General features: G+C 71.9%; 15 protein-coding genes and 1 riboswitch. Of the genes, 9 read left to right on the top strand and 6 right to left on the bottom strand.

Features of this window, described 5'->3' with window-relative positions:
• Position 1: 1 nt before the first annotated feature.
• A complete protein-coding gene (locus AC1DX8_RS09760; protein WP_477629725.1) occupies positions 2-793 on the bottom strand; it encodes a thymidylate synthase in 792 nt (263 codons plus the stop codon).
• A 140-nt stretch (positions 794-933) separates the two neighbouring features.
• Here AC1DX8_RS09760 and dapA point away from each other — a divergent pair, with 140 nt between their 5' ends.
• The gene (gene dapA, locus AC1DX8_RS09755; protein WP_477629724.1) at positions 934-1,824 is read left to right on the top strand and encodes a 4-hydroxy-tetrahydrodipicolinate synthase; all 891 of its coding nucleotides are present in this window, start codon (positions 934-936) and stop codon (positions 1,822-1,824) included.
• On the top strand, positions 1,821-3,506 hold the full coding sequence (locus tag AC1DX8_RS09750) for a ribonuclease J (protein ID WP_477629723.1): 1,686 nt from the start codon (positions 1,821-1,823) through the stop codon (positions 3,504-3,506). Before dapA ends, AC1DX8_RS09750 begins: the two co-directional genes overlap by 4 nt.
• A 126-nt stretch (positions 3,507-3,632) precedes the next feature.
• On the opposite strand, the gene AC1DX8_RS09745 is transcribed toward AC1DX8_RS09750, so the two are convergent.
• Both AC1DX8_RS09745 and AC1DX8_RS09740 read right to left on the bottom strand, forming a co-directional pair.
• Positions 3,633-4,634, bottom strand: a complete 1,002-nt coding sequence (locus tag AC1DX8_RS09745) for a type IV toxin-antitoxin system AbiEi family antitoxin domain-containing protein (protein WP_477629722.1) — start codon at positions 4,632-4,634, stop codon at positions 3,633-3,635.
• A gap of 148 nt (positions 4,635-4,782) precedes the next feature.
• The gene (locus tag AC1DX8_RS09740; RefSeq protein ID WP_477629721.1) at positions 4,783-6,198 is read right to left on the bottom strand and encodes an aminotransferase class V-fold PLP-dependent enzyme; all 1,416 of its coding nucleotides are present in this window, start codon (positions 6,196-6,198) and stop codon (positions 4,783-4,785) included.
• 41 nt (positions 6,199-6,239) lie between these two features.
• Positions 6,240-6,352: riboswitch (SAM riboswitch) on the bottom strand.
• A gap of 379 nt (positions 6,353-6,731) precedes the next feature.
• On the opposite strand from AC1DX8_RS09740, the gene AC1DX8_RS09735 reads away from it, so the two are divergent.
• The 3 genes from AC1DX8_RS09735 (at position 6,732) to AC1DX8_RS09725 (ending at position 11,502) form a co-directional block, all read left to right on the top strand.
• Entirely contained in the window at positions 6,732-9,464 is a 2,733-nt protein-coding gene (locus AC1DX8_RS09735) for an FtsK/SpoIIIE family DNA translocase (protein ID WP_477629720.1), read from the top strand.
• Between the two features lie 72 nt (positions 9,465-9,536).
• Complete coding sequence (locus tag AC1DX8_RS09730; protein ID WP_477629719.1) at positions 9,537-10,811, top strand: multidrug effflux MFS transporter; 1,275 nt, start codon at positions 9,537-9,539, stop codon at positions 10,809-10,811.
• A 28-nt stretch (positions 10,812-10,839) separates the two neighbouring features.
• Complete coding sequence (locus AC1DX8_RS09725) at positions 10,840-11,502, top strand: ion channel (protein WP_477629718.1); 663 nt, start codon at positions 10,840-10,842, stop codon at positions 11,500-11,502.
• On the opposite strand, the gene AC1DX8_RS09720 is transcribed toward AC1DX8_RS09725, so the two are convergent.
• The gene (locus AC1DX8_RS09720) at positions 11,499-12,713 is read right to left on the bottom strand and encodes a dipeptidase (RefSeq protein WP_477629717.1); all 1,215 of its coding nucleotides are present in this window, start codon (positions 12,711-12,713) and stop codon (positions 11,499-11,501) included. The genes AC1DX8_RS09725 and AC1DX8_RS09720 overlap by 4 nt on opposite strands.
• Positions 12,714-12,745: 32 nt before the next feature.
• Between AC1DX8_RS09720 and rimO the strand changes: the two genes are divergently transcribed.
• From rimO to AC1DX8_RS09700, 4 genes are all read left to right on the top strand, one after another.
• Positions 12,746-14,236 (top strand): 30S ribosomal protein S12 methylthiotransferase RimO, encoded by a 1,491-nt coding sequence (gene rimO, locus AC1DX8_RS09715; protein ID WP_477629716.1) that lies wholly within the window; start codon positions 12,746-12,748, stop codon positions 14,234-14,236.
• Positions 14,230-15,402: a nicotinamide-nucleotide amidohydrolase family protein gene (locus tag AC1DX8_RS09710; protein ID WP_477629715.1), complete on the top strand. Its 1,173-nt coding sequence runs from the start codon at positions 14,230-14,232 to the stop codon at positions 15,400-15,402. Before rimO ends, AC1DX8_RS09710 begins: the two co-directional genes overlap by 7 nt.
• Positions 15,403-15,505: 103 nt before the next feature.
• Positions 15,506-15,805, top strand: coding sequence for a helix-turn-helix domain-containing protein (locus tag AC1DX8_RS09705; RefSeq protein WP_056923552.1), 300 nt, complete (start codon positions 15,506-15,508; stop codon positions 15,803-15,805).
• A gap of 28 nt (positions 15,806-15,833) precedes the next feature.
• Positions 15,834-16,376 carry a GrpB family protein gene (locus AC1DX8_RS09700; RefSeq protein ID WP_477629714.1) on the top strand — a complete coding sequence of 181 codons (543 nt, stop codon included), beginning with the start codon at positions 15,834-15,836 and terminating at the stop codon, positions 16,374-16,376.
• Here the strand turns inward: AC1DX8_RS09700 and AC1DX8_RS09695 are convergent.
• Together AC1DX8_RS09695 and AC1DX8_RS09690 are read right to left on the bottom strand one after the other, a co-directional pair.
• The gene (locus AC1DX8_RS09695; RefSeq protein WP_477629713.1) at positions 16,361-17,227 is read right to left on the bottom strand and encodes an Fpg/Nei family DNA glycosylase; all 867 of its coding nucleotides are present in this window, start codon (positions 17,225-17,227) and stop codon (positions 16,361-16,363) included. The genes AC1DX8_RS09700 and AC1DX8_RS09695 overlap by 16 nt on opposite strands.
• 45 nt (positions 17,228-17,272) lie before the next feature.
• On the bottom strand, positions 17,273-22,084 hold the full coding sequence (locus AC1DX8_RS09690) for an ATP-dependent helicase (RefSeq protein ID WP_477629712.1): 4,812 nt from the start codon (positions 22,082-22,084) through the stop codon (positions 17,273-17,275).
• Positions 22,085-22,131: the final 47 nt, after the last annotated feature.

Raw genomic sequence — 22,131 nt, 5'->3', positions numbered from 1 at the left:
GTCAGACCGCGATCGGCGCCTTGATCGACGGGTGGGGGTCGTAGCCGACGAGCTCGAAGTCGTCGAGGTCGAACTGGTCGATGTCCTTGCCCGGCGTGATCACCATGCGGGGCAGGGGCCGTGGCTCACGAGTGATCTGGAGGGTCGCCTGCTCGACGTGGTTGGAGTAGAGGTGGGCGTCGCCGAGGGTGTGCACGAAGTCGCCGGGCTCGAGGTCGCAGACCTGCGCCACCATCATCGTCAGCAGGGCGTAGGAGGCGATGTTGAAGGGGACCCCGAGGAAGATGTCGGCCGAGCGCTGGTAGAGCTGGCAGGACAGCCGACCGTTCGCGACGTAGAACTGGAACATCGTGTGACAGGGCGGCAGGGCCATCGAGTCGACGTCGGCGACGTTCCAGGCGGACACGATGTGGCGACGGCTGTCGGGGTTGGTGCGGATCGACTCGATGACCTTGGCGATCTGGTCGACGTGGCGACCGTCCGGGGTCGGCCAGGATCGCCACTGGTAGCCGTAGACCGGCCCGAGGTCGCCGTTCTCGTCGGCCCACTCGTCCCAGATGGTGATGCCCCGGTCCTGCAGCCACTTCACGTTGGAGTCGCCGCGCAGGAACCACAGCAGCTCGCCGATGATCGACTTGAGGTGCAGCTTCTTCGTGGTGAGCACGGGGAAGCCCTCGGACAGGTCGAAGCGCATCTGGTAGCCGAACACCGAACGGGTGCCGGTGCCGGTGCGGTCGGACTTGTCCGTGCCGGTCGTCATGACGTGGTCGAGGAGGTCGAGGTACTGCTGCACGGACGCAGCGTAACCCGGCCCGGCGACATACCCCTGTCGACGCGGCGATGCCGCCAGATCGGCGTCGCCTTCCCGCCAAACTGGGTCTCGGTCGGTGTCCGCCGCACGGGACGTGCTCGTGGGGGCGATAGCCTGCAGGCATGAGCACCACGTCCCCGTTCGGTCGCGTCCTGACCGCGATGGTCAGCCCGATGGAGGTTGACGGCAGCCTCGACCTCGACGGCGCCCGCCGACTGGTCGCCCACCTGCTCGACCACGGTCACGACGGCATCGTCGTCAACGGCACGACCGGCGAGTCCGCCACCCTCAGCGACGACGAGTCGATCGAGATGGTGCGGCTCGTCGTCGAGGCGGTCGACGGACGCGCAGCGGTCGTCGCGGGCGTGGGGTCCAACGCGACCGCCCACAGCGTCGAGATGGCCGGCCGTGCGGCCGGGGCGGGCGCCACCGGGCTGCTGCTCGTGTCCCCGTACTACAACAAGCCGACCCAGGCCGGTCTGGTCGCGCACTGCCACGCGGTGGCCGACGCCACCGACCTGCCGGTCATGCTCTACGACATCCCGGCCCGCACGGGCATCCCGTTCGACCCGGCCACGCTCCTCGAGCTGGCCTCGCACGACCGGATCGTGGCCGTCAAGGACGCCAAGGGTGACGCGTGGGCGTCGACGAAGGTGATGGCCGAGACCGACCTGCTCTACTTCTCCGGCGACGACGCCGCGAACCTGCCGTGGCTCGCGCTCGGCGCCACCGGCGTGGTCAGCGTGGTCGGCCACGTCGCCGGCCACGAGTATGCCGCGATGGTGGCCGCCGTCGACCGCGGCGACCTCGCCGCCGCCCGGGACATCCACCGACGGCTGGTCCCCGCCGTCGACGCCATCATGAGCACCTCCCAGGGTGCGATCATGGCCAAGGCCGCGCTCGTCGAGCTCGGCGTCATCGACCACGCGACGGTGCGCTTGCCGCTCGTCGAGTCACCACCGGAGCACCTGGACATCCTGCGCGCCGGTCTCAAGGAGTCTGGCCTGCTGTGAGTCATCCCCACCCCGAGCTCAACCTGCCCCGGCCGCTCGCGAAGAACGGCGTGCGCATCATCGCCCTCGGCGGTCTCGGCGAGGTCGGCCGCAACATGGCGGTCATCGAGCACGACGGCCAGCTGCTCGTCATCGACTGCGGGGTGTTGTTCCCGGAGGACCACCACCCGGGCGTCGACCTGATCCTGCCCGACTTCGAGTACCTCGAGGACCGGCTCGACGACATCCAGGCGATCGTGCTGACCCACGGCCACGAGGACCACATCGGAGCGGTGCCCTACCTGCTCAAGCTCAAGCGCGACATCCCTGTCGTGGGGTCGATGCTGACCCTGGCGCTGATCGAGGCCAAGCTCAAGGAGCACCGGATCACCCCCTACACCCTCGGGGTCAAGGAGGGGATGCGCGAGAAGCTCGGTGTCTTCGACTGCGAGTTCGTGGCGGTCAACCACTCGATCCCCGACGCCCTCGCGGTGTTCGTGCGCACGCCCGGTGGCACGATCCTGCACACCGGTGACTTCAAGATGGACCAGCTCCCGCTCGACAACCGCCTCACCGACCTGCGCGCGTTCGCCCGGTTGGGGGAGGAGGGCGTCGACCTCTTCATGACCGACTCGACCAACGCCGAGGTCCCGGGGTTCACCACTCCCGAGAAGGACATCGCGCCGGCCATCGACAAGGTCTTCCGCGACGCCGAGCGCCGGATCATCGTGGCGTGCTTCTCCTCGCACGTGCACCGGGTCCAGCAGGTGCTCAACGCTGCGGAGACGGCCGGTCGCAAGGTGGCCATGGTCGGCCGCTCGATGGTGCGGAACATGGGGATCGCGGCCGAGCTCGGCTACCTCCACGTGCCGGACGGCGTGCTCGTCGACGTCAAGAAGCTCGACAACTTCCCGGACGACCAGGTCGTCCTCATCTGCACCGGCTCGCAGGGCGAGCCGATGGCGGCGCTGTCGCGGATGGCCAACCGCGACCACCGCATCGACGTCGGCGAGGGTGACACGGTCCTGATGGCCTCGTCACTGATCCCCGGCAACGAGAACGCCGTCTACCGCGTCATCAACGGCCTCATGCGCCTCGGCGCCAACGTCGTGCACAAGGGCAACGCCAAGGTGCACGTCTCGGGTCACGCCAGCGCCGGCGAGCTCCTCTACTGCTACAACATCGTCAAGCCCCGCAACGTCATGCCGGTGCACGGCGAGTGGCGTCACCTGGTCGCGAACGCCGAGCTGGCCGTCCAGACCGGCGTGCCGCGCGAGCAGGTCGTGCTTGCCGAGGACGGCGTGGTCGTCGACCTCGTCGACGGCGTCGCGCGGATCGTCGGTGCGGTGCCGTGCGGTTACGTCTACGTCGACGGCTCGTCGGTCGGCGAGTTCGATGAGGCGCTGCTCAAGGACCGCCGCATCCTGCGCGACGAGGGCTTCATCTCCGTGATCGTCGTGATCGACGCCGCCACCGGCAAGATCGCGGCCGGCCCGGAGATCCAGGCCCGCGGCTTCGCCGAGGACGACGAGATCTTCAGCCAGGTCCGGCCCAAGATCGAGCAGGCGCTGGCCGAGGCGACCGGCAACGGTGTCACCGACTCCCACCAGCTCGAGCAGGTCATGCGGCGGGCGATCGGTGGCTGGGTCGGCGGCAAGATCCGTCGCCGGCCGATGATCATCCCGGTGGTCATCCAGGCCTGAGGTGACCCGCCGCGAGCAACCTTTGCTAACAAAGGTTGCTCGGTGGTGGACAGGGTGCAACCTGTCCGCGAGCGACATACCTGTGCTTGGACCGCGCTCGCGCGTGAGGTATGGCGCGCCCGCCCGTCACGCGGGTCGGCGCAGCCTCGCGCGGGCGACAGCGGCGTCGATGCGGTCGCGCACCAGCACGAGGTTGCCGACCTCGTGCCAGGTGAACCGGACGAACTCGTGGGACGACCTGCGCAGGACGTCCTCCTCGCGTCGTTTCTCGGCCGCGAGGTTCTGTCGCTGGGCATCGACACTCCCCGCCGCTGCGGTGTCGGTGGCCAGCGAGTACTTCCCCAATCCGTCGAACTCGACGACCACGGGATCCTCATCGAGCAGGAAGTCTCCTCGGTATCCGCGGCCACCGGGTAGGGGAGCTTGCGGCGTGAACCGGTAGCCGAGGACGCGCATGGCGTGGGCCAGCCGTGACTCACCGGGTGACTCGTGGCGGCCGTCCGCATGCTCCAGCAGCGCTCTGACGGCCGGTATGCGGGGGTGGTGGGCGTGCTGCTTCAGCGCCACGTCCAACGCGCTGGCAGTGAGGGTGCCGCGGTGCAGCGCGTGGTCCGCGGCGATCAGGCTGTCCATCGGGACCCGGCGCCCCGCGTCGTCAGGCGGGTACAGGCCGACCTGGATGACGGCATGCGCCAAGGGGACCGTGCGAAACCCGTCCGTCGTCTCGACCGGCGAGTCTGGCACTGGCGGGTGAATCACCGCCGACGGGCGGTGACGGGTATGGGTGGTACTGGTCCGGCACACGTGGGCGGTGCCGAGGTCTGCTTGCCACAGGGGAACCCCGTGGAGGACGAGCGCCGACTGGTGGCTGGCGACCACCCGACCCTCGAAGGACTTCAGCAGCGCGATCGTCAGCAGTCGATGCTGGAGCCGGGTCGTCTCGAAGGGGTCGGCGCCCTCCCAAGGTGCACGTTCTCGGCCGGGTGCCCGCACGGCATACCAGCCTCGGATGACTCGTCGGATGGTGCCGGCTTTCACCAAGCGGTGCAGGCCGGAGGGGCTCACCCCGAGGGATGCGGCAGCGGCGGTGGACACGAGGTCGTGGTCCGCGAGGTCGTGGAGCTCCATGCTGTGAGCGTGCCAGAGATCGCAGCGCCGCCTCGGTGTCCCTGTGGACAACCGCAGGAGTGCCTCTGTCTCAGCACAGAGTCCTCGTTGGTGGACAGGGTGCAACCTGTCCACCAACGAGTTTCCCTTGCTAGCAAAGGTTCCTTGGCTACCAGGGGCGGGCGAGGTCCAGGGCGCGCGGGTCGTCGACCGGCGCCCAGCCCTCGGGTCCCTCCACGTAGTCGGCGCGGGGCCCGCGCTCGGCGAGCTCGGCCACGGCCGCGAGCAGCCGGTCGACGTGCTCGGCCGTCGTGGCCAGTCCCACACTGGCCCGGACCGCCGTCGTGGGGGCCGCGGCATACGGGTCGTCGGGCTGGTCCTCGAGCAGGGCGTCGACGCACAGGTGCGCGCAGAACTTGCCGTCCCGCACGCCGATCCCGTGCTCGGCCGACAGGGCCGCGGAGACCAGCGAGGACTCCACGCCCTCCACGGTGAAGGTCGCGACGGCCACGCGCTCGTGGTCGGGACTGAACAGGGAGTAGGTCTCGACGCCGTCGATGGCCGCCAGGCCGTCGAGCAGCCGTCGGGCGAGGGTGGACTCGTGGGCCTCGATCGCCTCGGCGTGGGCGCGCAGGCTGTGGCAGGCGGCGGCGAGGGCGACCGCGCCGATGACGTTGGGGCTGCCCGCCTCGTGCCGGGCAGCGCCCTCCTGCCAGACGACACCCCGGGTGGTCACCGCCTTGGTGGCACCACCTCCCGCGAGGTAGGGCGCGGCGGCGTCGAGCCAGTCGGCCCGACCGGCCAGCACCCCGGCGCCGAACGGCGCGTAGAGCTTGTGCCCCGACAGGACCACGTAGTCGACCCCGAGGTCCTCGAGGTCGACCGGCCGGTGGGGTGCGTACTGGGCGGCGTCGAGGACCACGCGCGCACCGGCCTTGCGGGCGATCGCGGCCAGCTCACGGATCGGCCAGATCTCGCCGGTGACGTTGGACGCGCCGGCCAGGACGACGAGGCGGTGCCGTCCCGGGTGCTCGCGCAGGGCCGTCCGCAGCAGGACGGCGGCATCGGCCACGCTGCCGGGCACCGGGAGGCGGTGCGTCCGACGCGGCGACCAGGGCAGGAGCGCGGCGTGGTGCTCGGTCTCGAACACGAAGACGTGGGCGTCACGGGGGAGGCAACGGGCCAGGAGGTTGAAGGAGTCGGTGCTGTTGCGGGTGAAGACGACCTCGTCGCCCTCCCGGGCCCCGACGAAGGAGCGCACCTCGGCTCGGGCCTGCTCGTACCAGGCGGAGGTCACGCGGGAGGCCCAGCCGTTGCCCCGGTGCACGGAGGAGTAGGTGCGCAGCGCGGTGTCCACGGCGGCCTTGACGCTCACGAGGGCCGGGGTGGAGGCGGCGTGGTCGAAGTTGGCGTAGTCCACCGAGCCGTCGATGGTCGGCACCGGCAGGGCTTCGGAGACCACTGCGGGGAGCGGTCCGACCTCCCCCCACGACCGCGCGTCCGGGACGGGACGCAGGTGGGTGCGGGCGTGGGCGAGGGGCGCGCTCCGGCGAAAGGCTGGGGGCGGGGTGCTCGCGATCGACATGAGAGGTGCTCCTGGTCCGGTGGGACCCGAGAGTGCTCACGAGTCCGCGCTTGCCGGCTGCGGGTGCAGGCGGCCCGGTCGTCACCCGGAGCACCCCACCGCGGAGGAGGGTTGCTGGTCAGCAAGCCGGGGCTTCGCGCTGACACTCATGACCTGGTGTCGAGGGTAGGGGTACCGAGGCTCCGGGATCCAGCCTGTGGGCGGCGCTTCCCGTCATCTGAGACGTGCCACGGCGTCGGACCGACGGGCTCTGAGTGGCCTGGCGGGGGGTCGGCTACGCCGTCTCCCGCGACCGGTTCCCCCTCGATACGCGCCTGCGCCGACGACCACGTGGGTCGTCGGCGCAGGCCCCGCCAGACGCAGTGCTGAGCGTGTCACCTCGGGCTGCGTCTTGGTAAGGGGGAGAGGGCCCTGCGGGCCCGATCGGGGCCAGATGTCGTCCGTTCGGAGGAGGAGCGATCGGCGCACATTGTCCGACGGTGATACGCGTGTGACGCGTGTTTCCGGTGTGACCTTGCCGTAGCCTGCGGATCATGGCGACACGTCCGTCCACCTCCGCACGCTCGACAGCGGGCTCGCGTACATCCGGGAGCCGGGGCACCACCACACGCCCCGCCAACCGCAAGAGCAGCGCGCCCCGCAAGTCCCCCGCCCGTGGCACGACCAAGGGGGGCGGGCTGCCGCTGCCGCTGCGCGCGGTCCGGGGCACCTGGATGGGCATGGCCCACGTGGCCGGCGGTGCCGTGCGCCGCGTGGGCACCAGTGCTCGCGAGCTCGAGCCCGAGCACCGCCGCGACGGGCTCGGCTTCTTCCTCATCGGTCTGTCGATCCTCGTGGCCGCCCGCGAGTGGTGGGCCTTCGACGGTGCCCTCGGCGACATCGTGCACGCGGTCGTCGCCGGCACCTTCGGACGCGTCGCGTATGCCGTGCCGCTCGCCTTGCTGTTCCTCGGGATCCGCTTCCTGCGGGCACCGCGGGAGGATTCGGCCAACTCCCGCATCGGGGTCGGGCTGGGTGCCCTCGCCTTCGCGGCCTCGGGGCTGGCCCACGTGGCAGCGGACATCCCCACCCCGCCCCAGGGCGCGGACGGGATGCGCGACGGTGGCGGCATCATCGGGTTCCTCGCCTCGAGCCCGCTGGAGGCTGCCGTGTCGGTCTACGGCACCGTGCCGATCCTGCTGATGCTGGGTTTCTTCGGCCTGCTCGTCATGACGGCGACCCCGGTGCACATGATCCCGACGCGCCTCACCGAGCTGCGCGACCACCTGCTGCACCGCGGACACCCCGAGGACGCAGCACCCTCGACCACCGACGTGGCCGAGGAGAAACCGAAGCGCCGCCGCCGGGTCATCGACCCCGAGGGTCCGCTCGAGGGCGACGAGGCGTTCGAGCAGGCTGCGCTCGTGGCCCCGGACGGGCGACGGTTCCGTCCCGGCGAGAAGCGCCCCACGTCGCCGGGGGTGCTCGCCCCCGACCCGACCACGCCGGCCAAGGGCCCGGCGATCGAGGTGAAGGCGGCCCTCGAGGCGCCGCCCACCACGCCGCTGCCGCAGCGCGTCGAGCAGCTCGCGCTCGCGGGCGACATCACCTACACCTTGCCCGACAACGCGATCCTCGAGCCCGGCTCGCCCCACAAGACCCGCAGCGCCGCCAACGACCGAGTCGTCGAGTCGCTCAGCCAAGTGCTCGAGCAGTTCGACATCGACGCCCAGGTCACCGGGTTCAGCCGCGGCCCGACGGTCACCCGCTACGAGGTCGAGCTCGGCCGGGGCACCAAGGTCGAGCGGGTCACCGCCCTCTCCAAGAACATCGCGTATGCCGTCGCGTCAGCCGACGTGCGGATCCTCTCCCCGATCCCCGGCAAGTCCGCGATCGGCATCGAGATCCCCAACGCCGACCGCGAGAAGGTCAGCCTCGGCGACGTCCTGCGCAGCCAGGCGGCGCGGGGCAACGAGCACCCGATGGTGATGGGTGTCGGCAAGGACGTCGAGGGCGGCTACGTCATCGCCAACCTGGCCAAGATGCCGCACCTGCTCGTCGCGGGCGCGACCGGTGCTGGCAAGTCCAGCTTCGTGAACTCGATGATCACCTCGATCCTCATGCGCGCCACGCCCGACGAGGTGCGCATGGTCCTGGTGGACCCCAAGCGGGTGGAGCTCACGGCATACGAGGGGATCCCGCACCTGATCACCCCGATCATCACGAACCCCAAGAAGGCCGCCGAGGCCCTGGCGTGGGTCGTGCGCGAGATGGACACCCGCTACGACGACCTCGCGCAGTTCGGGTTCAAGCACATCGACGACTTCAACAAGGCGGTCAAGGCGGGCAAGGTCAAGCCGCTGCCGGGGTCCGAGCGGACGATCCACCCGTACCCCTACCTGCTCGTGATCGTCGACGAGCTGGCCGACCTCATGATGGTCGCGCCGCGCGACGTCGAGGAGTCGATCGTCCGCATCACCCAGCTGGCCCGGGCCGCCGGCATCCACCTGGTGCTGGCCACGCAGCGCCCGTCGGTCGACGTCGTCACCGGCCTCATCAAGGCCAACGTGCCGTCGCGGATGGCGTTCGCGACGTCGTCGCTCGCCGACAGCCGCGTGGTGCTCGACCAGCCGGGCGCCGAGAAGCTGATCGGGCAGGGCGACGCGCTCTTCCTGCCGATGGGTGCGTCCAAGACGATGCGCGTGCAGGGCGCCTGGGTCACCGAGTCGGAGATCCAGCAGGTGGTCAAGCACGTCACCGGGCAGCTCAAGCCCGACTACCGCGACGACGTCACCGTGGTCGCGGCCAAGAAGCAGGTCGACGACGACATCGGCGACGACCTCGAGCTGCTGCTGCAGGCCACCGAGCTCGTCGTCACGACGCAGTTCGGCTCGACGTCGATGCTCCAGCGCAAGCTGCGCGTCGGCTTCGCGAAGGCCGGACGGCTCATGGACCTGCTCGAGTCGCGTGGTGTGGTGGGTCCCTCCGAGGGCTCCAAGGCGCGCGACGTGCTCGTCAAGCCCGACGACCTGCCGATGACCCTGGCGCTGATGCGTGGCGACGTGATCGCCGATCCCGAGCCGGTGTTCGACGTCGATGCGCTGTCGGGGACGCCGTCGGAGCACCACGAGTCCGTCGACCGCACCGACCGCACCGACGAGGTCCGCACGGGGTATGCCGCGGAGCCCGACCCACGCTACGCCAACGACCCGGTCGCGCGCGCCTACGACGGTCTGGACGAGGTCGAGGAGTCCCAGGACGCGTGGGAGCTGACCGGTCGGGAGTAGGCGGACCCGGCCGGCCGTGAGACCTGGGGCACGTCATGGAATGGATCCCGGGCCCCGTGTCGTTGCGCCAAGGTGACTGCCGAGACCTTGACCGCCACCACCCACGACGCTCCGACCCACGACGCCGCACCAGCGGTGCCGCCGGCACCGGCCCCGACGGGTCGGTCGTACGTGCGGTTCGTCCTGGTGCTCGGTGCGCTGATCGCCATCGGGCCGCTCACGATCGACACCTACCTTCCTGCGCTGCCCTCGATCACCCGCGACCTCGCGGCGTCGGAGTCCGCCGTGCAGGGCACCCTGACCGGCATCCTGCTCGGCATGGGGCTGGGCCAGCTCCTCGTCGGCCCGCTCGCGGACGCGATCGGCCGCCGTCGCCCGCTCATCGCCGGGCTCGCGCTGCACATCGCCGCGTCGGTCTTCTGTGCGTTTGCTCCCTCCATCGAGCTGCTCACGGTCGGTCGGGCGATCCAGGGGCTCGGCAACGCCGCGGTCGCCGTCGTCTCCATGGCGATGGTCCGTGACCTCTTCGCGGGCTCGGCTGCGGCGACGATGCTCTCGCGCCTCATGCTCGTCATGGGTCTGGCCCCGGTGCTCGCGCCGACCCTCGGCGGCTTCATCCTCCAGCTGACCTCGTGGCGTGGCGTGTTCGTCATCCTCGCCGTCGCCGGCGTGCTCATGGTGACCCTGGCCAGCCTCGCCCTGCGCGAGACCCTCCCTGTCGAGCGGCGCCGCCCGCTCGCGCTCCGCCCGGTCCTTGCCACCTACGCCAGCCTGCTGCGTGACCGGACCTTCGTCGGGCTCGTCCTCATCAGCGGCCTGATGTTCGCCACCCTCTTCTCGTACATCGGCGGGTCGTCCTTCGTGCTGCAGGACATCTACGGCCTCAGCGTCGCCCAGTTCGGCCTGGCGTTCGGCATCAACTCTCTCGGATTCCTCACCGGCTCGCAGCTGAACCCGTTCCTGCTCAAGCGGTTCGCGCCGCGGCAGCTCGTCCGGGTCGGGGTGTCGATCGGTGCCACGGCGGCGCTGGTCCTGCTGGCCTCGGCCGCGACCGGCTTCGGCGGCCTGGTCCTCATCCTCGTGCCGTTGTGGTTCCTGCTCTTCGCGTGTGGCCTGACCCTGCCCAACACCCCCGCACTCGCCCTGACCCGGCACGGTGAGGCAGCCGGCACCGCGGCCGCGCTCCTGGGCGCGTCGCAGTTCGTCATCGGGGGAGCGGCAGCCCCGCTGATCGGCCTGATGGGCTCGGGGTCCGCTGTCCCGATGGCGCTGGTCATGGCCACGACCGCGTGCCTCGCCGCGGTGGTGGCGGCCCGGACCCTGCGCGTCCGAGTCCTCGCCTCCTGACGAGCCGGCCACCCCTAGGGTGGTCGCCATGCGGGAATGGTTGGGTGCCGTCAAGGGACACCCGAGCGGGGTGCTGCTGGCAGCGCAGCTGCTCGAGGTGCTCGCCTACCCGTTCGCGGGTGACACCCCCTGGGGGCGGACCCTCATCGGGGTGTTCGGCGTCCTCGTCCTGTCCATCGCCGTGTATGCCGTGCGGGCGACGCCGGCGCTGACCTGGGTCGCCGTGGTGCTCGGCATCCCGGTGGTCGCCCTGACGATCGCCGAGGGGTTCGTGCCGGGGAACCACGCCGTCGTCTTCTGGTCGGCGATCCTGCACGCCGCGTTCTACGGCTACACGGGCTACGGGCTGATCCGCTACCTCTTCGACGACTCCTGGGTCACCCGCGACGAGATCTTCGCCGTCGGTGCCAACTTCACGGTGGTCTCGTGGATGTTCGCGCACCTCTTCATGGCCGTGCAGGTGGTCTACCCGGGGTCCTTCACGGCATACCAGGGGGAGGGCCACCGGACCTTCCTGGAGCTGCTGTACCTGTCGTTCGCCAACCTCACGAGCGTCGGGCTCTCCGATGTCACGGCGATCCTGCCGCTGGCCAGGTCGGTGGTCATCCTCGAGCAGGTGGCCGGGGTCATGTACGTGGCGCTGATCATCGCCCGGGTCGTGGGCCTCACGATCACCCGCTGGCGCAACTAGGGAGCCGACCCGCCGCCGGTGGCGTCGTCCAGCTCGCCGATCGTGGCGAGGCTCGGTCCACGCTGCTCCTGCAGCGCCCGGGCCCCCGCCTCGGCCTCACGCAGGACCCGCAGGATGTTGCCGCAGGTCAGCTTGGCGAGGTCGTCGTCCGACCAGCCCCGGTCGGCCAGCGCCGCCAGCAGCCGGGGGTAACCGGTCACGTCCTCGAGCCCCTCCGGCAGCGTGGCGACGCCGTCGTAGTCGCCGCCGATCCCGACGTGGTCGACCCCGGCGACCTCGCGCACGTGCTCGACGTGCCGCACCACGTCGGCCAGGGTCGCCCTGGGGGTCGGGTGCTCGAGGGCGTACGCGTCGTAGAAGTCCGGGTAGGCCGCGTCGGCGGGCATGATGCCCTGCCCGGCCGAGACCTCGTTGAGCTCTTGTCGCCAGGCGGCCGCCGCCGGGCTCACGAAGGTCGGGACGAACGTCACCATGCAGACGCCACCGTTGGCGCGCAACGACTCCAGCACGTCGTCGGGCGCGTTCCGCGGGCTGTCGCACACGGCCCTGGCCGAGGAGTGGCTGAAGATCGCCGGCACCTCGGCCACCCGCAGCGCGTCCCGCATGGTGTCGGCCGACACGTGGCTGAGGTCGACGAGCATCCCGATCCGGTTCATCTCGCGCACCACCTCGACCCCGAACGCCGAGAGGCCGCCGTGGACCGGCACATCGGTGGCCGAGTCGGCCCAGTCGACGTTGGTGTTGTGGGTGAGCGTCAGGTAGCGGACCCCCAGGACGTGCAGCATCCGCAGCGTCGCGAGGGAGTTGTTGATCGAGTGGCCGCCCTCGGCGCCCAGGAGCGAGGCGATCCGCCCGGACCCCCAGGCGGCCTCGATGTCGTCGGCGGTACGCGCGAAAGCCAGCCGGTCGGCATACCGAGCCACCATCTGGTGGCCCGCGTCGACCTGCTCCAGGGTGGCGCTCACCGCGTCGTCACCGCTCAGCGACGCCGGCACGAAGACCGACCAGAACTGGCCGCCGACGCCGCCCTCGCGCAGGCGCGGGAGGTCGGTGTGCGTCGGCGTGCCGCCGGCCTCGATGTCGAGGCGGTCGAAGTCGTAGCCGACCTGCTCACGTGCCTCCCACAGCAGGTCGTTGTGGCCGTCGACCACAGGATGACGTGCGAGGAGGGCGGTGATCCGGGCAGCGGTCGCGGCGGCTGTGGCGGTCATGGCGCCACGCTACCCACCCTTAGAGTGGGCACATGAGTTCGACAGCACAGCGCAGTGTCGCCCTGGTCACCCTGGGGTGCACCCGCAACGAGGTCGACTCCGAGGAGCTCGCCGGCCGGCTGGCGGCCGAGGGGTGGCTGCTCGTCGACGACGCGGACGACGCCGACGTCGCGGTGGTCAACACCTGCGGGTTCGTCGAGCAGGCGAAGAAGGACTCCATCGACGTGCTGCTGGAGGCGTCCGCCCGCAAGGGCCACTCGAAGACGCAGAAGGTGGTGGCGGTCGGCTGCCTGGCGGAGCGCTACGGCCAGCAGCTCGCGGACGAGCTCCCCGAGGCCGACGCGGTGCTCGGCTTCGACTCCTACGTCGACATGTCCGCGCACCTGCGGGCCATCCTCGACGGCCACGCACCTGCCTCGCACACGCCGTCCGACCGGCGCCAGCTGCTCCCGTTGTCCCCGGTGCAGCGACAGGACGGCTCCGCAGGGGTGTCGCTACCCGGCCACGGGACGGCCACCGAGGTGTCCACGCCACCCGTCGACGTCGCCATCGACGGCCCCGTCCCCGCTTCGGGTCCCCGCGTCATCCGGGCCCGCCTCGACGGTCGCCCCTGGGCCCCSCTCAAGATCGCCAGYGGGTGCGACCGCCGCTGTGCGTTCTGCGCCATCCCGATGTTCCGYGGTGCGTTCGTSTCGCGCCGGCCCCACGACATCATCGCCGAGGCGCGCTGGCTGGGGGAGCGCGGCGTCAAGGAGCTCTTCCTGGTCAGTGAGAACTCCACGTCCTACGGCAAGGACCTCGGTGACCTGGGGCTGCTCGAGAAGATCCTCCCGGACCTGGCCGCGGTACCGGGCATCGAGCGGGTCCGGGTGAGCTACCTGCAGCCGGCCGAGATCCGACCCGGGCTGCTGGACGCCATGGCCTCGGTGCCCGGCGTCGTCCCCTACTTCGACATCTCCTTCCAACACGCCTCCGCACCGCTGTTGCGCTCGATGCGGCGCTTCGGTGGGCGCGAGGCGTTCCTCGGCCTGCTCGACGAGGTGCGTGCCCGCGTGCCGCGGGCCGGAATCCGGAGCAACGTCATCGTCGGCTTCCCCGGTGAGACCGAGGACGACCTGGCCGAGCTCGAGGCCTTCCTCCTGGCCGCGCGGCTCGATGTGGTGGGCGTCTTCGGCTACTCCGACGAGGACGGCACCGAGGCCGAGTCGTACGGCGACAAGCTTCCAGAGGACGTGGTGGCCGAACGCGTCGCGCGCTTCACCGCGCTCATCGAGGAGCTCAACGTCCAGCGCGCCGAGGAGCGGATCGGGGAGCAGGTGGACGTGCTCGTCGAGTCCGTGCCGACCGCAGGGGACGACGACGACGAGACCTCGGTGGTCGGCCGGGCTGCCCACCAGGGGCCCGACGTCGACGGGGTCACCCTGCTCGACCCGGCCGCGTTCCCTGACGTCGCCGTCGGCGACATCGTGCGGGCGGTGGTCACCGGCACCGAGGGGATCGACCTGCTGGCCGGGCCATGCTGAGTGAGTCCGCCCCGGCTCCCGACCCCGCCGCGGCCCCGGTCGCGGTGCCGCCGCCGAGCTCGTGGAACATCGCCAACGCCCTCACCGTGACCCGCATCCTGCTCGTCCCCGTCTACGGCTGGCTGCTGCTCTTCGACGGGGGCGCACGGCCGGGCATGCGCTGGGCTGCGGCAGCGGTCTTCGCGGTGGCCACCCTCACCGACCGGGTCGACGGTGACCTCGCCCGCCGCAGGGGCCTGATCACGAACTTCGGGAAGATCGCCGACCCCATCGCCGACAAGACCCTCATGGGCATGGCCTTCGTCGGGTTGTCGGTCCTGGGGGAGCTCCCCTGGTGGGTGACCGTGGTCGTGCTGGTCCGCGAGTGGGGCGTCACGGTCCTGCGYTTCTTCGTCATCCGTCACGGCGTCATGCCCGCCGGCCGCGGGGGCAAGGTCAAGACCACCCTGCAGTTCTTCGGGCTGTTGCTCTTCACGTTGCCGCTGGGGTCGTTCTCCGGCGCCGACACGTGGACCACGGTGGCCGACGTCATCGTGGGGTTGGCGGTCACCGTCACGGTGGTCACCGGCCTCGACATCGCGGTCAAGGCCCTGCGGCTGCGCCAGACCAGCGAGCGGTCGGCGATGAAGCGGGCCCGTCGAGCCGCCCGACAAAGGATGAGCACGGCACCGGACGTCGTCGCGGCGCTGGTGGCGGCCGGGCGCACGGTCGGGACCGCGGAGTCCCTCACCGGTGGCCTCGTCTGCGCGGCGCTGACCGACGTGCCGGGTGCCTCGGCGGTGGTCCGGGGCGCGGTCGTGGCCTACGCGACCGAGCTCAAGGCCCGGGTGCTCGGCGTTGACCCCGACCTGCTCGCCGCGGGCGGGGCCGTCCAGGCCGAGGTGGCGCGCCAGATGGCGACCGGGGTATGCCGCGTGCTCGGTGCCGACGTCGGCGTCGCCACGACCGGGGTGGCCGGTCCGGAGCCGCAGGACGGCCGCCCGGTCGGCACGGTGTTCGTCGCGGTTGCCGTCGACGGTCGCGTGCTCGTGCGGGAGCTGGCCCTGACCGGGGACCGGGCCACCATCCGTCGTCGCACGGTCGAGGCCGCCCTGGTCCTGGTCGCCGACGCAATCGGGGCGCGAGGGATGAATGGGGCGGAAGATTCTCGCCCTGCGGACGGTTGACCTCGTCGTACCGCGTGTTCTGCGAATCCTGCGCGCGAACCGTCAGGACCTCGGGGTAACGTTGACCATCAGCAGGCCGCGCACGAGCAATGGAGGAGGCGTCATGATTCTGCTTCGTCGTGAGCTGGGTGACGTGCTCCGCGAGCAGCGCCAGACCCAGGGACGCACGCTGCGTGAGGTCTCGGCCGCCGCCTCCGTCTCGCTCGGCTACCTCAGCGAGGTCGAGCGTGGCGAGAAGGAAGCCTCCTCCGAGCTGCTGGCATCGATCTGCGGCGCCCTCCACCTGCCCTTGTCCGAGGTCCTCGGCCAGGTGTCGGAGCGGGTCGCCGAGACCGAGGCGCTCACCGCGCCGGTGTCGCTGCCGCTGCCCGCGTCGGCGATGGTGTCCGCCTCCGCTGCCTGACCAGCGGCCGCCCGACCTTCGGCCCGTCGTGTCCGGCCCTGCGGAACCCCTGGTCGTCATCGTCGACCACGATCCACGATGGGCCCTCGACTTCGAGGCGGACCGGCGCGACCTCGCGACCGTCCTGGGCGGCACCGCCCTCGCGGTCGACCACGTGGGGTCGACGTCGGTGCCGGGTCTGGCGGCCAAACCCATCATCGACATCCTGCTGCAGGTGCCCGACTCCGCCGACGAACCGTCGTACGTGCCCGCCCTCCTCGGCCTCGGCTACCGCGTTCGGGTTCGTGAGCCGCAGTGGCTGGAACACCGCGTGCTGTCCCGCCGGGTCACCGACGGCGACCCGCACAGCGTCAACGTGCACGTCCTGTCGCCCCGCCACGGGGCGGGCGAGATCGCCAGGATGCTCGGCTTCCGCGACTGGCTGCGCACCCACGCCGACGACCGTGACCACTACGCCACCGTCAAGCGCGAGCTGGCCACCCGCCGCTGGCGCTCCGTGCAGGACTACGCCGACGCGAAGACCGAGGTGGTCGAGGAGATCCTGGCTCGGGTCGCTCAGACGCGCCGGTAGGACGTCCCGCGCCCGGGGGTCGACCCCAGGGGTCGCTGGGGCCGGCCGTCGTCGGTGGGACCCAGCCCGTGCTGGCAGCCAGGGCAGTAGAACATGGTCCGCTCCCGCCMGGCCGGCCCGATCATGGCCACCCGGATCGTCGTGCCGCAGCGCCGACACGGCCGCCCGGACCTGGCGTGGACGTAGTGCTCCTCACCCCTCCTGCGGTTGCCGGTGCTGGACTGCACCGCGTGGTGGCGGGACTGGTCGAGCAGGGCGTGGGCCCGGGTGACCACGCGTTCGAGGTCTGCCTCCGCGAGGTCGGCGGCCGGGGTCCACGGACCGACGCGGGACAGGAAGAGGGACTCGCTCGCCCAGAGCGTGCCGATGCCCGCCAGGTTGCGCTGGTCGAGGAGGGCGGCGCCGATGGTGTCGCGGCTGGCGGCCAGGTTGGCCAGGGCGGTGGGCAGGTGCCAGTCGGGGCCGAGCAGGTCGGGCCCGAGGTGCCCCACCACGGAGGCCTCGTCGCTCGTGGCGACGAGCTCGAGCATCCCCAGACGCAGGCCCAAGCCACTCCAGCTGGTCGTGCCGATCGCGGCGCGCAGGTCGTCACGGCGCAACCACCGCGCGGTGTCCTCGGGAGACTCGACGCGCCACTGACCCTCCATCTTCAGGTGGGAGTGCAGCGTCACCCCGCTGTCGAACCGGTGCAGCAGGTGCTTCCCGCGGCTGACCACCTCGAGCGTCGTGCTGCCGCGCAGGTCGACGGTCGCGAGGTCGGGGAACCGCAGGTCGGACAGCACCACCGGGGCGCCGGCCAGCGCCTTGTGCAGCCGCTGGGCGGTGCGCCAGACGGTGTCACCCTCAGGCACGGCGGTCCAGCCCGCGCGGCGTCGGCCGAGGGCTCGGCGCGGCGGTCACCGGCGCAGCCGCAGCCCGCGCGGCGTGGCGTGGAACCCGGCCTGCGCGAGCGCCGACGCGAGGGGGTGGTCGGACCCGAGGACCGCGTCGCCGTCGGCCTTCTCGACCGTGAGCCTGCCGAGGGCGCCCTCGCGCACGGCGAGGGCCAGGGCGTCAGCCGCTCCCTGGAGGGACTGTCCGTCATCGGTCCACGAGAGCAAGGTCTTGCCGCCACGCTCGACGTAGAGCACGAGCTCGCCGTCGACGAGGACGACGAGGGCGCCGGCCTTGCGCGCGGGCTGGTGGCCGCGCTTGCCCGCCGCGGCCTGGTGGCCGCGCTGGACCGTCACGGCCTGGCCCGCCGCGGCCTTGACCGTCGCGGCCTTGACCGTCCCGGCCTGGCCCGAAACGGCTTTGGACTCGTCGGCGTCGTGCGGGCTGACGCCGCGGTCCGGCCAGGGGAGGGCAGCCCCGTAGGCGTTCGCCGGGTCGGTCGCGGCCAGCACCATGGCGGGCACGCCCCGGTCGGCCTCGTCGCCGACGGGTCGGGCACCGGCCCGGAGCCGGTCGACGGCCCCGGTGGTGGAGAACTGCGAGGCCCCGAGGGACTCGACGAAGTAGCCGCGGCGCACCCGTCCGGACTCCTCGGCGGCCGCCAGCACGCGGTAGACGCCGGCGAACCCCCCGGGCACGTCCTCGGCCACGACCGACCCGCGGGTGACCACGCCGTAGCGGTCGAGCAGCACCTCAGCCGTCGCGTAGGCCCGCACGGTGGCGTCCTGTTCGACGTCGGGTAGCAACGACCAGCGACCCGCGCCCGCTGCCGGCCCGCTCCGGGTGGGCAGGGACGGTCGTCCCAGCCCGCGCTGACCGGACAGCGTGCCCAGCGAACCCCGCCGCCCGGCATACCGGGTCGTGCGGGGGCCGGGTCGGCTCCGCTTGTGCGTGGTACGACCCCCGGAGAGGAGGGCCCGCAGCGGGGTCAGCGTGTCGTTGCTGACCCGGCCGTCCCACGCGAGCGACCAGAGGTCGGCGAGGAGCTGCTCGTCGTCGGTGCTGCCCACGGCGTCGGCCAGGGTGCGGAAGAAGTAGGCGCCGCCGCCGGCCAGGGCGTCGACCACGGCCTGTTCGGTCTCACCCAGGGCACGGTCGGTGAGCGGGGCGAGCGTGAGGTGGGCCGTGTCGGCGAGGTGCAGCGAGACCCAGCCGTCATCGCCCGGCAGCGAGCCGTGGCCACGCCAGAGCACCTCGCCGCTGCTGGTCAGGTCGTCGAGCAGGGCGGGGGAGTAGTCGACGACGCGGGAGGGCAGGACCAGACTCTCGAGCGCGCTGGCCGGGAGCACCGCGCCGGCGAGCTGCTCGATCGCGCGCACCAGCCCTTCGCGTCCGCGCAGGCCGCCACCGACGGACTGCCACTGGGGCAGGAACCGCGCGAGCTCGACGGCCGGGACGGGCTCCACCTCAGCGCGCAGCGCGGCCAGCGAACGACGCCGGAGCAGCCGCAGCACCTCGGCGTCGCAGTAGTCGAGGCCGTGGATGCCGCCACCGTTCTCGGTCGGGAGCAGCTCTCCCTCGACCACGCGTCCGGAGGACACCAGCCGGCGCAGGGCGTCGAGGGCGACGGCGGGACCGATCCCCCACCACGCGGCCACCGCGGCGGCGGGGAAGGGCCCGTGGGTGCGCGCGTAGCGGCGCACCAGGTCGCCGAGCGGGTCGGGGACCGACTCGAGGAAGGTCTGCGGGATGCCGACCGGGAGCGAGGCGCCGAGCGCGTCACGCAACCGGCCGGCGTCCTCGATGGCAGCCCATCGCTCCTGCCCGGCGACGCGGACCCGGATCACCCGACGGGCGCCCTCGAGCTCGACCAGCCAGCCCCCGATCTCCTGGTGGGTCAGCTCGTCCCTCGAGCGCGCCTGGATCGCGTCGAGCGGCAGGGGCCCGAGCACCCTCAGGAGGTCGGCGATGTCCTCGGCGTCGCGGGCGGCCCGCTCGGGCACCAGGCGCTGGAGCTCGGACTCGGTGCGCGTCACCTCCGCCGGGTCGAGCAGGTCTCGCAGCGAGAGCCCCTCACCGCGACCGAGCAGCTCGGCCAGCAGCGTCGGGTCGAGCGCGAGCGCGGCGGCACGCTTCTCGGCGAGCGGTGAGTCACCCTCGTAGAGGAACTGGGCGACGTACCCGAACATGAGGGAGCGGGCGAACGGCGAGGGCTGCGACGACTCGACGTCGACGAGGGTGACCTCGCGTGACTCGATCGAGCGCATCAGCGCGGTCAGGCCAGGGACGTCGAACACGTCCTGGACGCACTCGCGCACCGTCTCCAGGACGATGGGGAAGGATGCGTACTGGCTGGCCACCTCGAGCAGCTGGGCGGCCCGTTGGCGTTGCTGCCACAGGGGTTGCCGCCGGTCGGGCCGGCGCCGGGGCAGCAGCAGGGCGCGTGACGCGCACTCCCGGAACCGGGCCGCGAACAGGGCGGACCCCCCGATCTCGGAGGTGACGAGGTCGTGCACGTCGTCGGCGTCGAGCCGTACCAGCTCGAGCAGCTCGGCGCCCACTCCCCGACCTGGGCCCCCGTCGTCCTCGAACTCGAGGTCGGGCAACCGGAAGACGATCCCGTCGTCGCCGTGCATCGCCTGGACGTCGACGCCGTAGCGCTCACGCATGCGGGCCGACACGCACAAGGCCCACGGGGCATGCACCTGCCCGCCGAACGGGGAGTGCACCGCGACCCGCCAGTCGCCGATCTCGTCACGGAACCGCTCGACGACGATCGTGYGGTCGTCGGGCACGTGCCGGGTGGCCTCCTGCTGCTCCGCGAGGTAGCCGAGGAGGTTGTCGGCGGCCCACTCGTCGAGCCCGGCCGCCTCGACCCGGGCCCGCGCCTTGGCCGGTGACAGGCCCACGACCTCCCGGACGAACGCCCCGACCGCCCGGCCCAGCTCCGCGGGTCGGCCCTGCTGGTCGCCCTTCCAGAACGGCAGCCGTCCGGGGAGGCCCGGGGCCGGGGTCACGAGGACGCGGTCGTGGGTGATGTCCTCGATCCGCCAGGTGGAGGTGCCGAGGGTGAAGACGTCGCCGACCCGTGACTCGTAGACCATCTCCTCGTCGAGCTCGCCCACGCGACGGCCGGCGCCCTCGCTGGACGCCAGGAACACGGCATACAAGCCACGGTCGGGGATGGTGCCGCCCGAGGTGACGGCGAGGCGCTGCGCGCCCGGACGCCCGGTGAGGACCCCGGTGACGCGGTCCCAGACGATCCGCGGGCGGAGCTCGGCGAACTCGTCGCTCGGGTAGCGCCCCGAGAGCATGTCGAGCACCGACTCGAGGATCGAGCGGGGCAGTGCGGCGAACGGGGTCGCCTTGCGGACCACGGACTCGAGGTCGTCGACGGTCCAGTCGTCGAGCGCACACATGGCCACGACCTGCTGGGCGAGCACGTCGACCGGGTTGGCGGGCACCCGCAGCGACTCGATGGCGCCGGCGCGCATGCGCTCCACCACGACAGCCGTCTGCACGAGGTCACCGCGGAACTTCGGGAACAACACGCCCCTCGACACCGCCCCGACCTGGTGACCGGCGCGGCCGACGCGTTGCAGGCCGGACGCGACCGACGGCGGGGACTCGACCTGGATGACGAGGTCGACGGCGCCCATGTCGATGCCGAGCTCGAGCGAGCTGGTCGCCACCACCGCCGGGAGCCGCCCTGCCTTGAGGTCCTCCTCGATCAGCTGTCGGTGCTCCTTGCTCACCGATCCGTGGTGGGCGCGGGCCAGCACCGCGGGGGCACCGGACGAGGCGCCGGACTGTGCCATCAGCTGGGCCGGGGTGCGGGTGCCGGCGGGCCGGGGCGGCGGCTGAGGTGGGTCGTCGCCCTGTGCCTCGCGCATGGTCTCGAGCCGCTCGTCCCAGATCTCGTTGAGCCGGGCGGTGAGCCGCTCGGCCAGGCGGCGCGAGTTGGCGAAGACGAGGGTGGAGCGGTGCGAGGCGATGAGGTCGACGATGCGCTCCTCGACGTGCGGCCAGATCGAGGCCCGGCGCTCGGCCCCCGCGGCCGGGCCGGACAGGTCGTCCTCGATGACCTCGCCGAGTGCCGACATGTCGGCAATGGGGACAACGACCTCGAGGTCCCACTCCTTCGTGGACGGCGGTCGCACGATCTCGACGGGTCGGCCCCCGGCGAGGTAGCGGGCCACCTCGGAGACCGGCTCGACGGTGGCCGAGAGCCCGATCCGCTGGGCCGGCCGGTCGAGCAGGGCGTCGAGCCGCTCGAGGGAGAGGGCGAGGTGGGCGCCGCGCTTGGTGCCGGCGACGGCGTGCACCTCGTCGAGGATGACGGTCTCGACACCCGCGAGCGCCTCACGGGCCTGCGAGGTGAGGATGAGGAAGAGCGACTCCGGGGTCGTGATGAGCACGTCGGTGGGCGTGCGCGCGAACGCGCGTCGTTCACCGGCCGGGGTGTCGCCGGACCGCACCGACACCGTGATGTCGGGCGGCGTCACGCCCAGCCGGGTGGCGGCGTGACCGATGCCCACAAGGGGAGAGCGCAGGTTGCGCTCGACGTCGACGGCCAGCGCCTTCATGGGGGAGACATAGAGGACGCGACAGCGCTTGAGCTTCTCGGCCGGGGGAGGCTCGGCGGCCAGCCGGTCGAGTGCCCACAGGAAGGCCGACAGGGTCTTGCCCGAACCGGTGGGGGCGACGACCAGCGCGTGCTGCCCCGAGGAGATGGCCTCCCACGCACCGGCCTGGGCCGCTGTCGGCTCGCTGAACGAGCCCCTGAACCACGCGGCGGTCGCGGGGGAGAACCGGTCGAGGACATCCGTTGCCATGAGGGTGACAGCCTCTCACCCGCCACCGACACCCGCGCGTCCCGACC

The organism is Pedococcus sp. P2_A3, from assembly GCF_056405035.1.
Note: the sequence above shows the minus strand (reverse complement) of the source record. Positions and strands in the feature narration are given on the sequence as shown.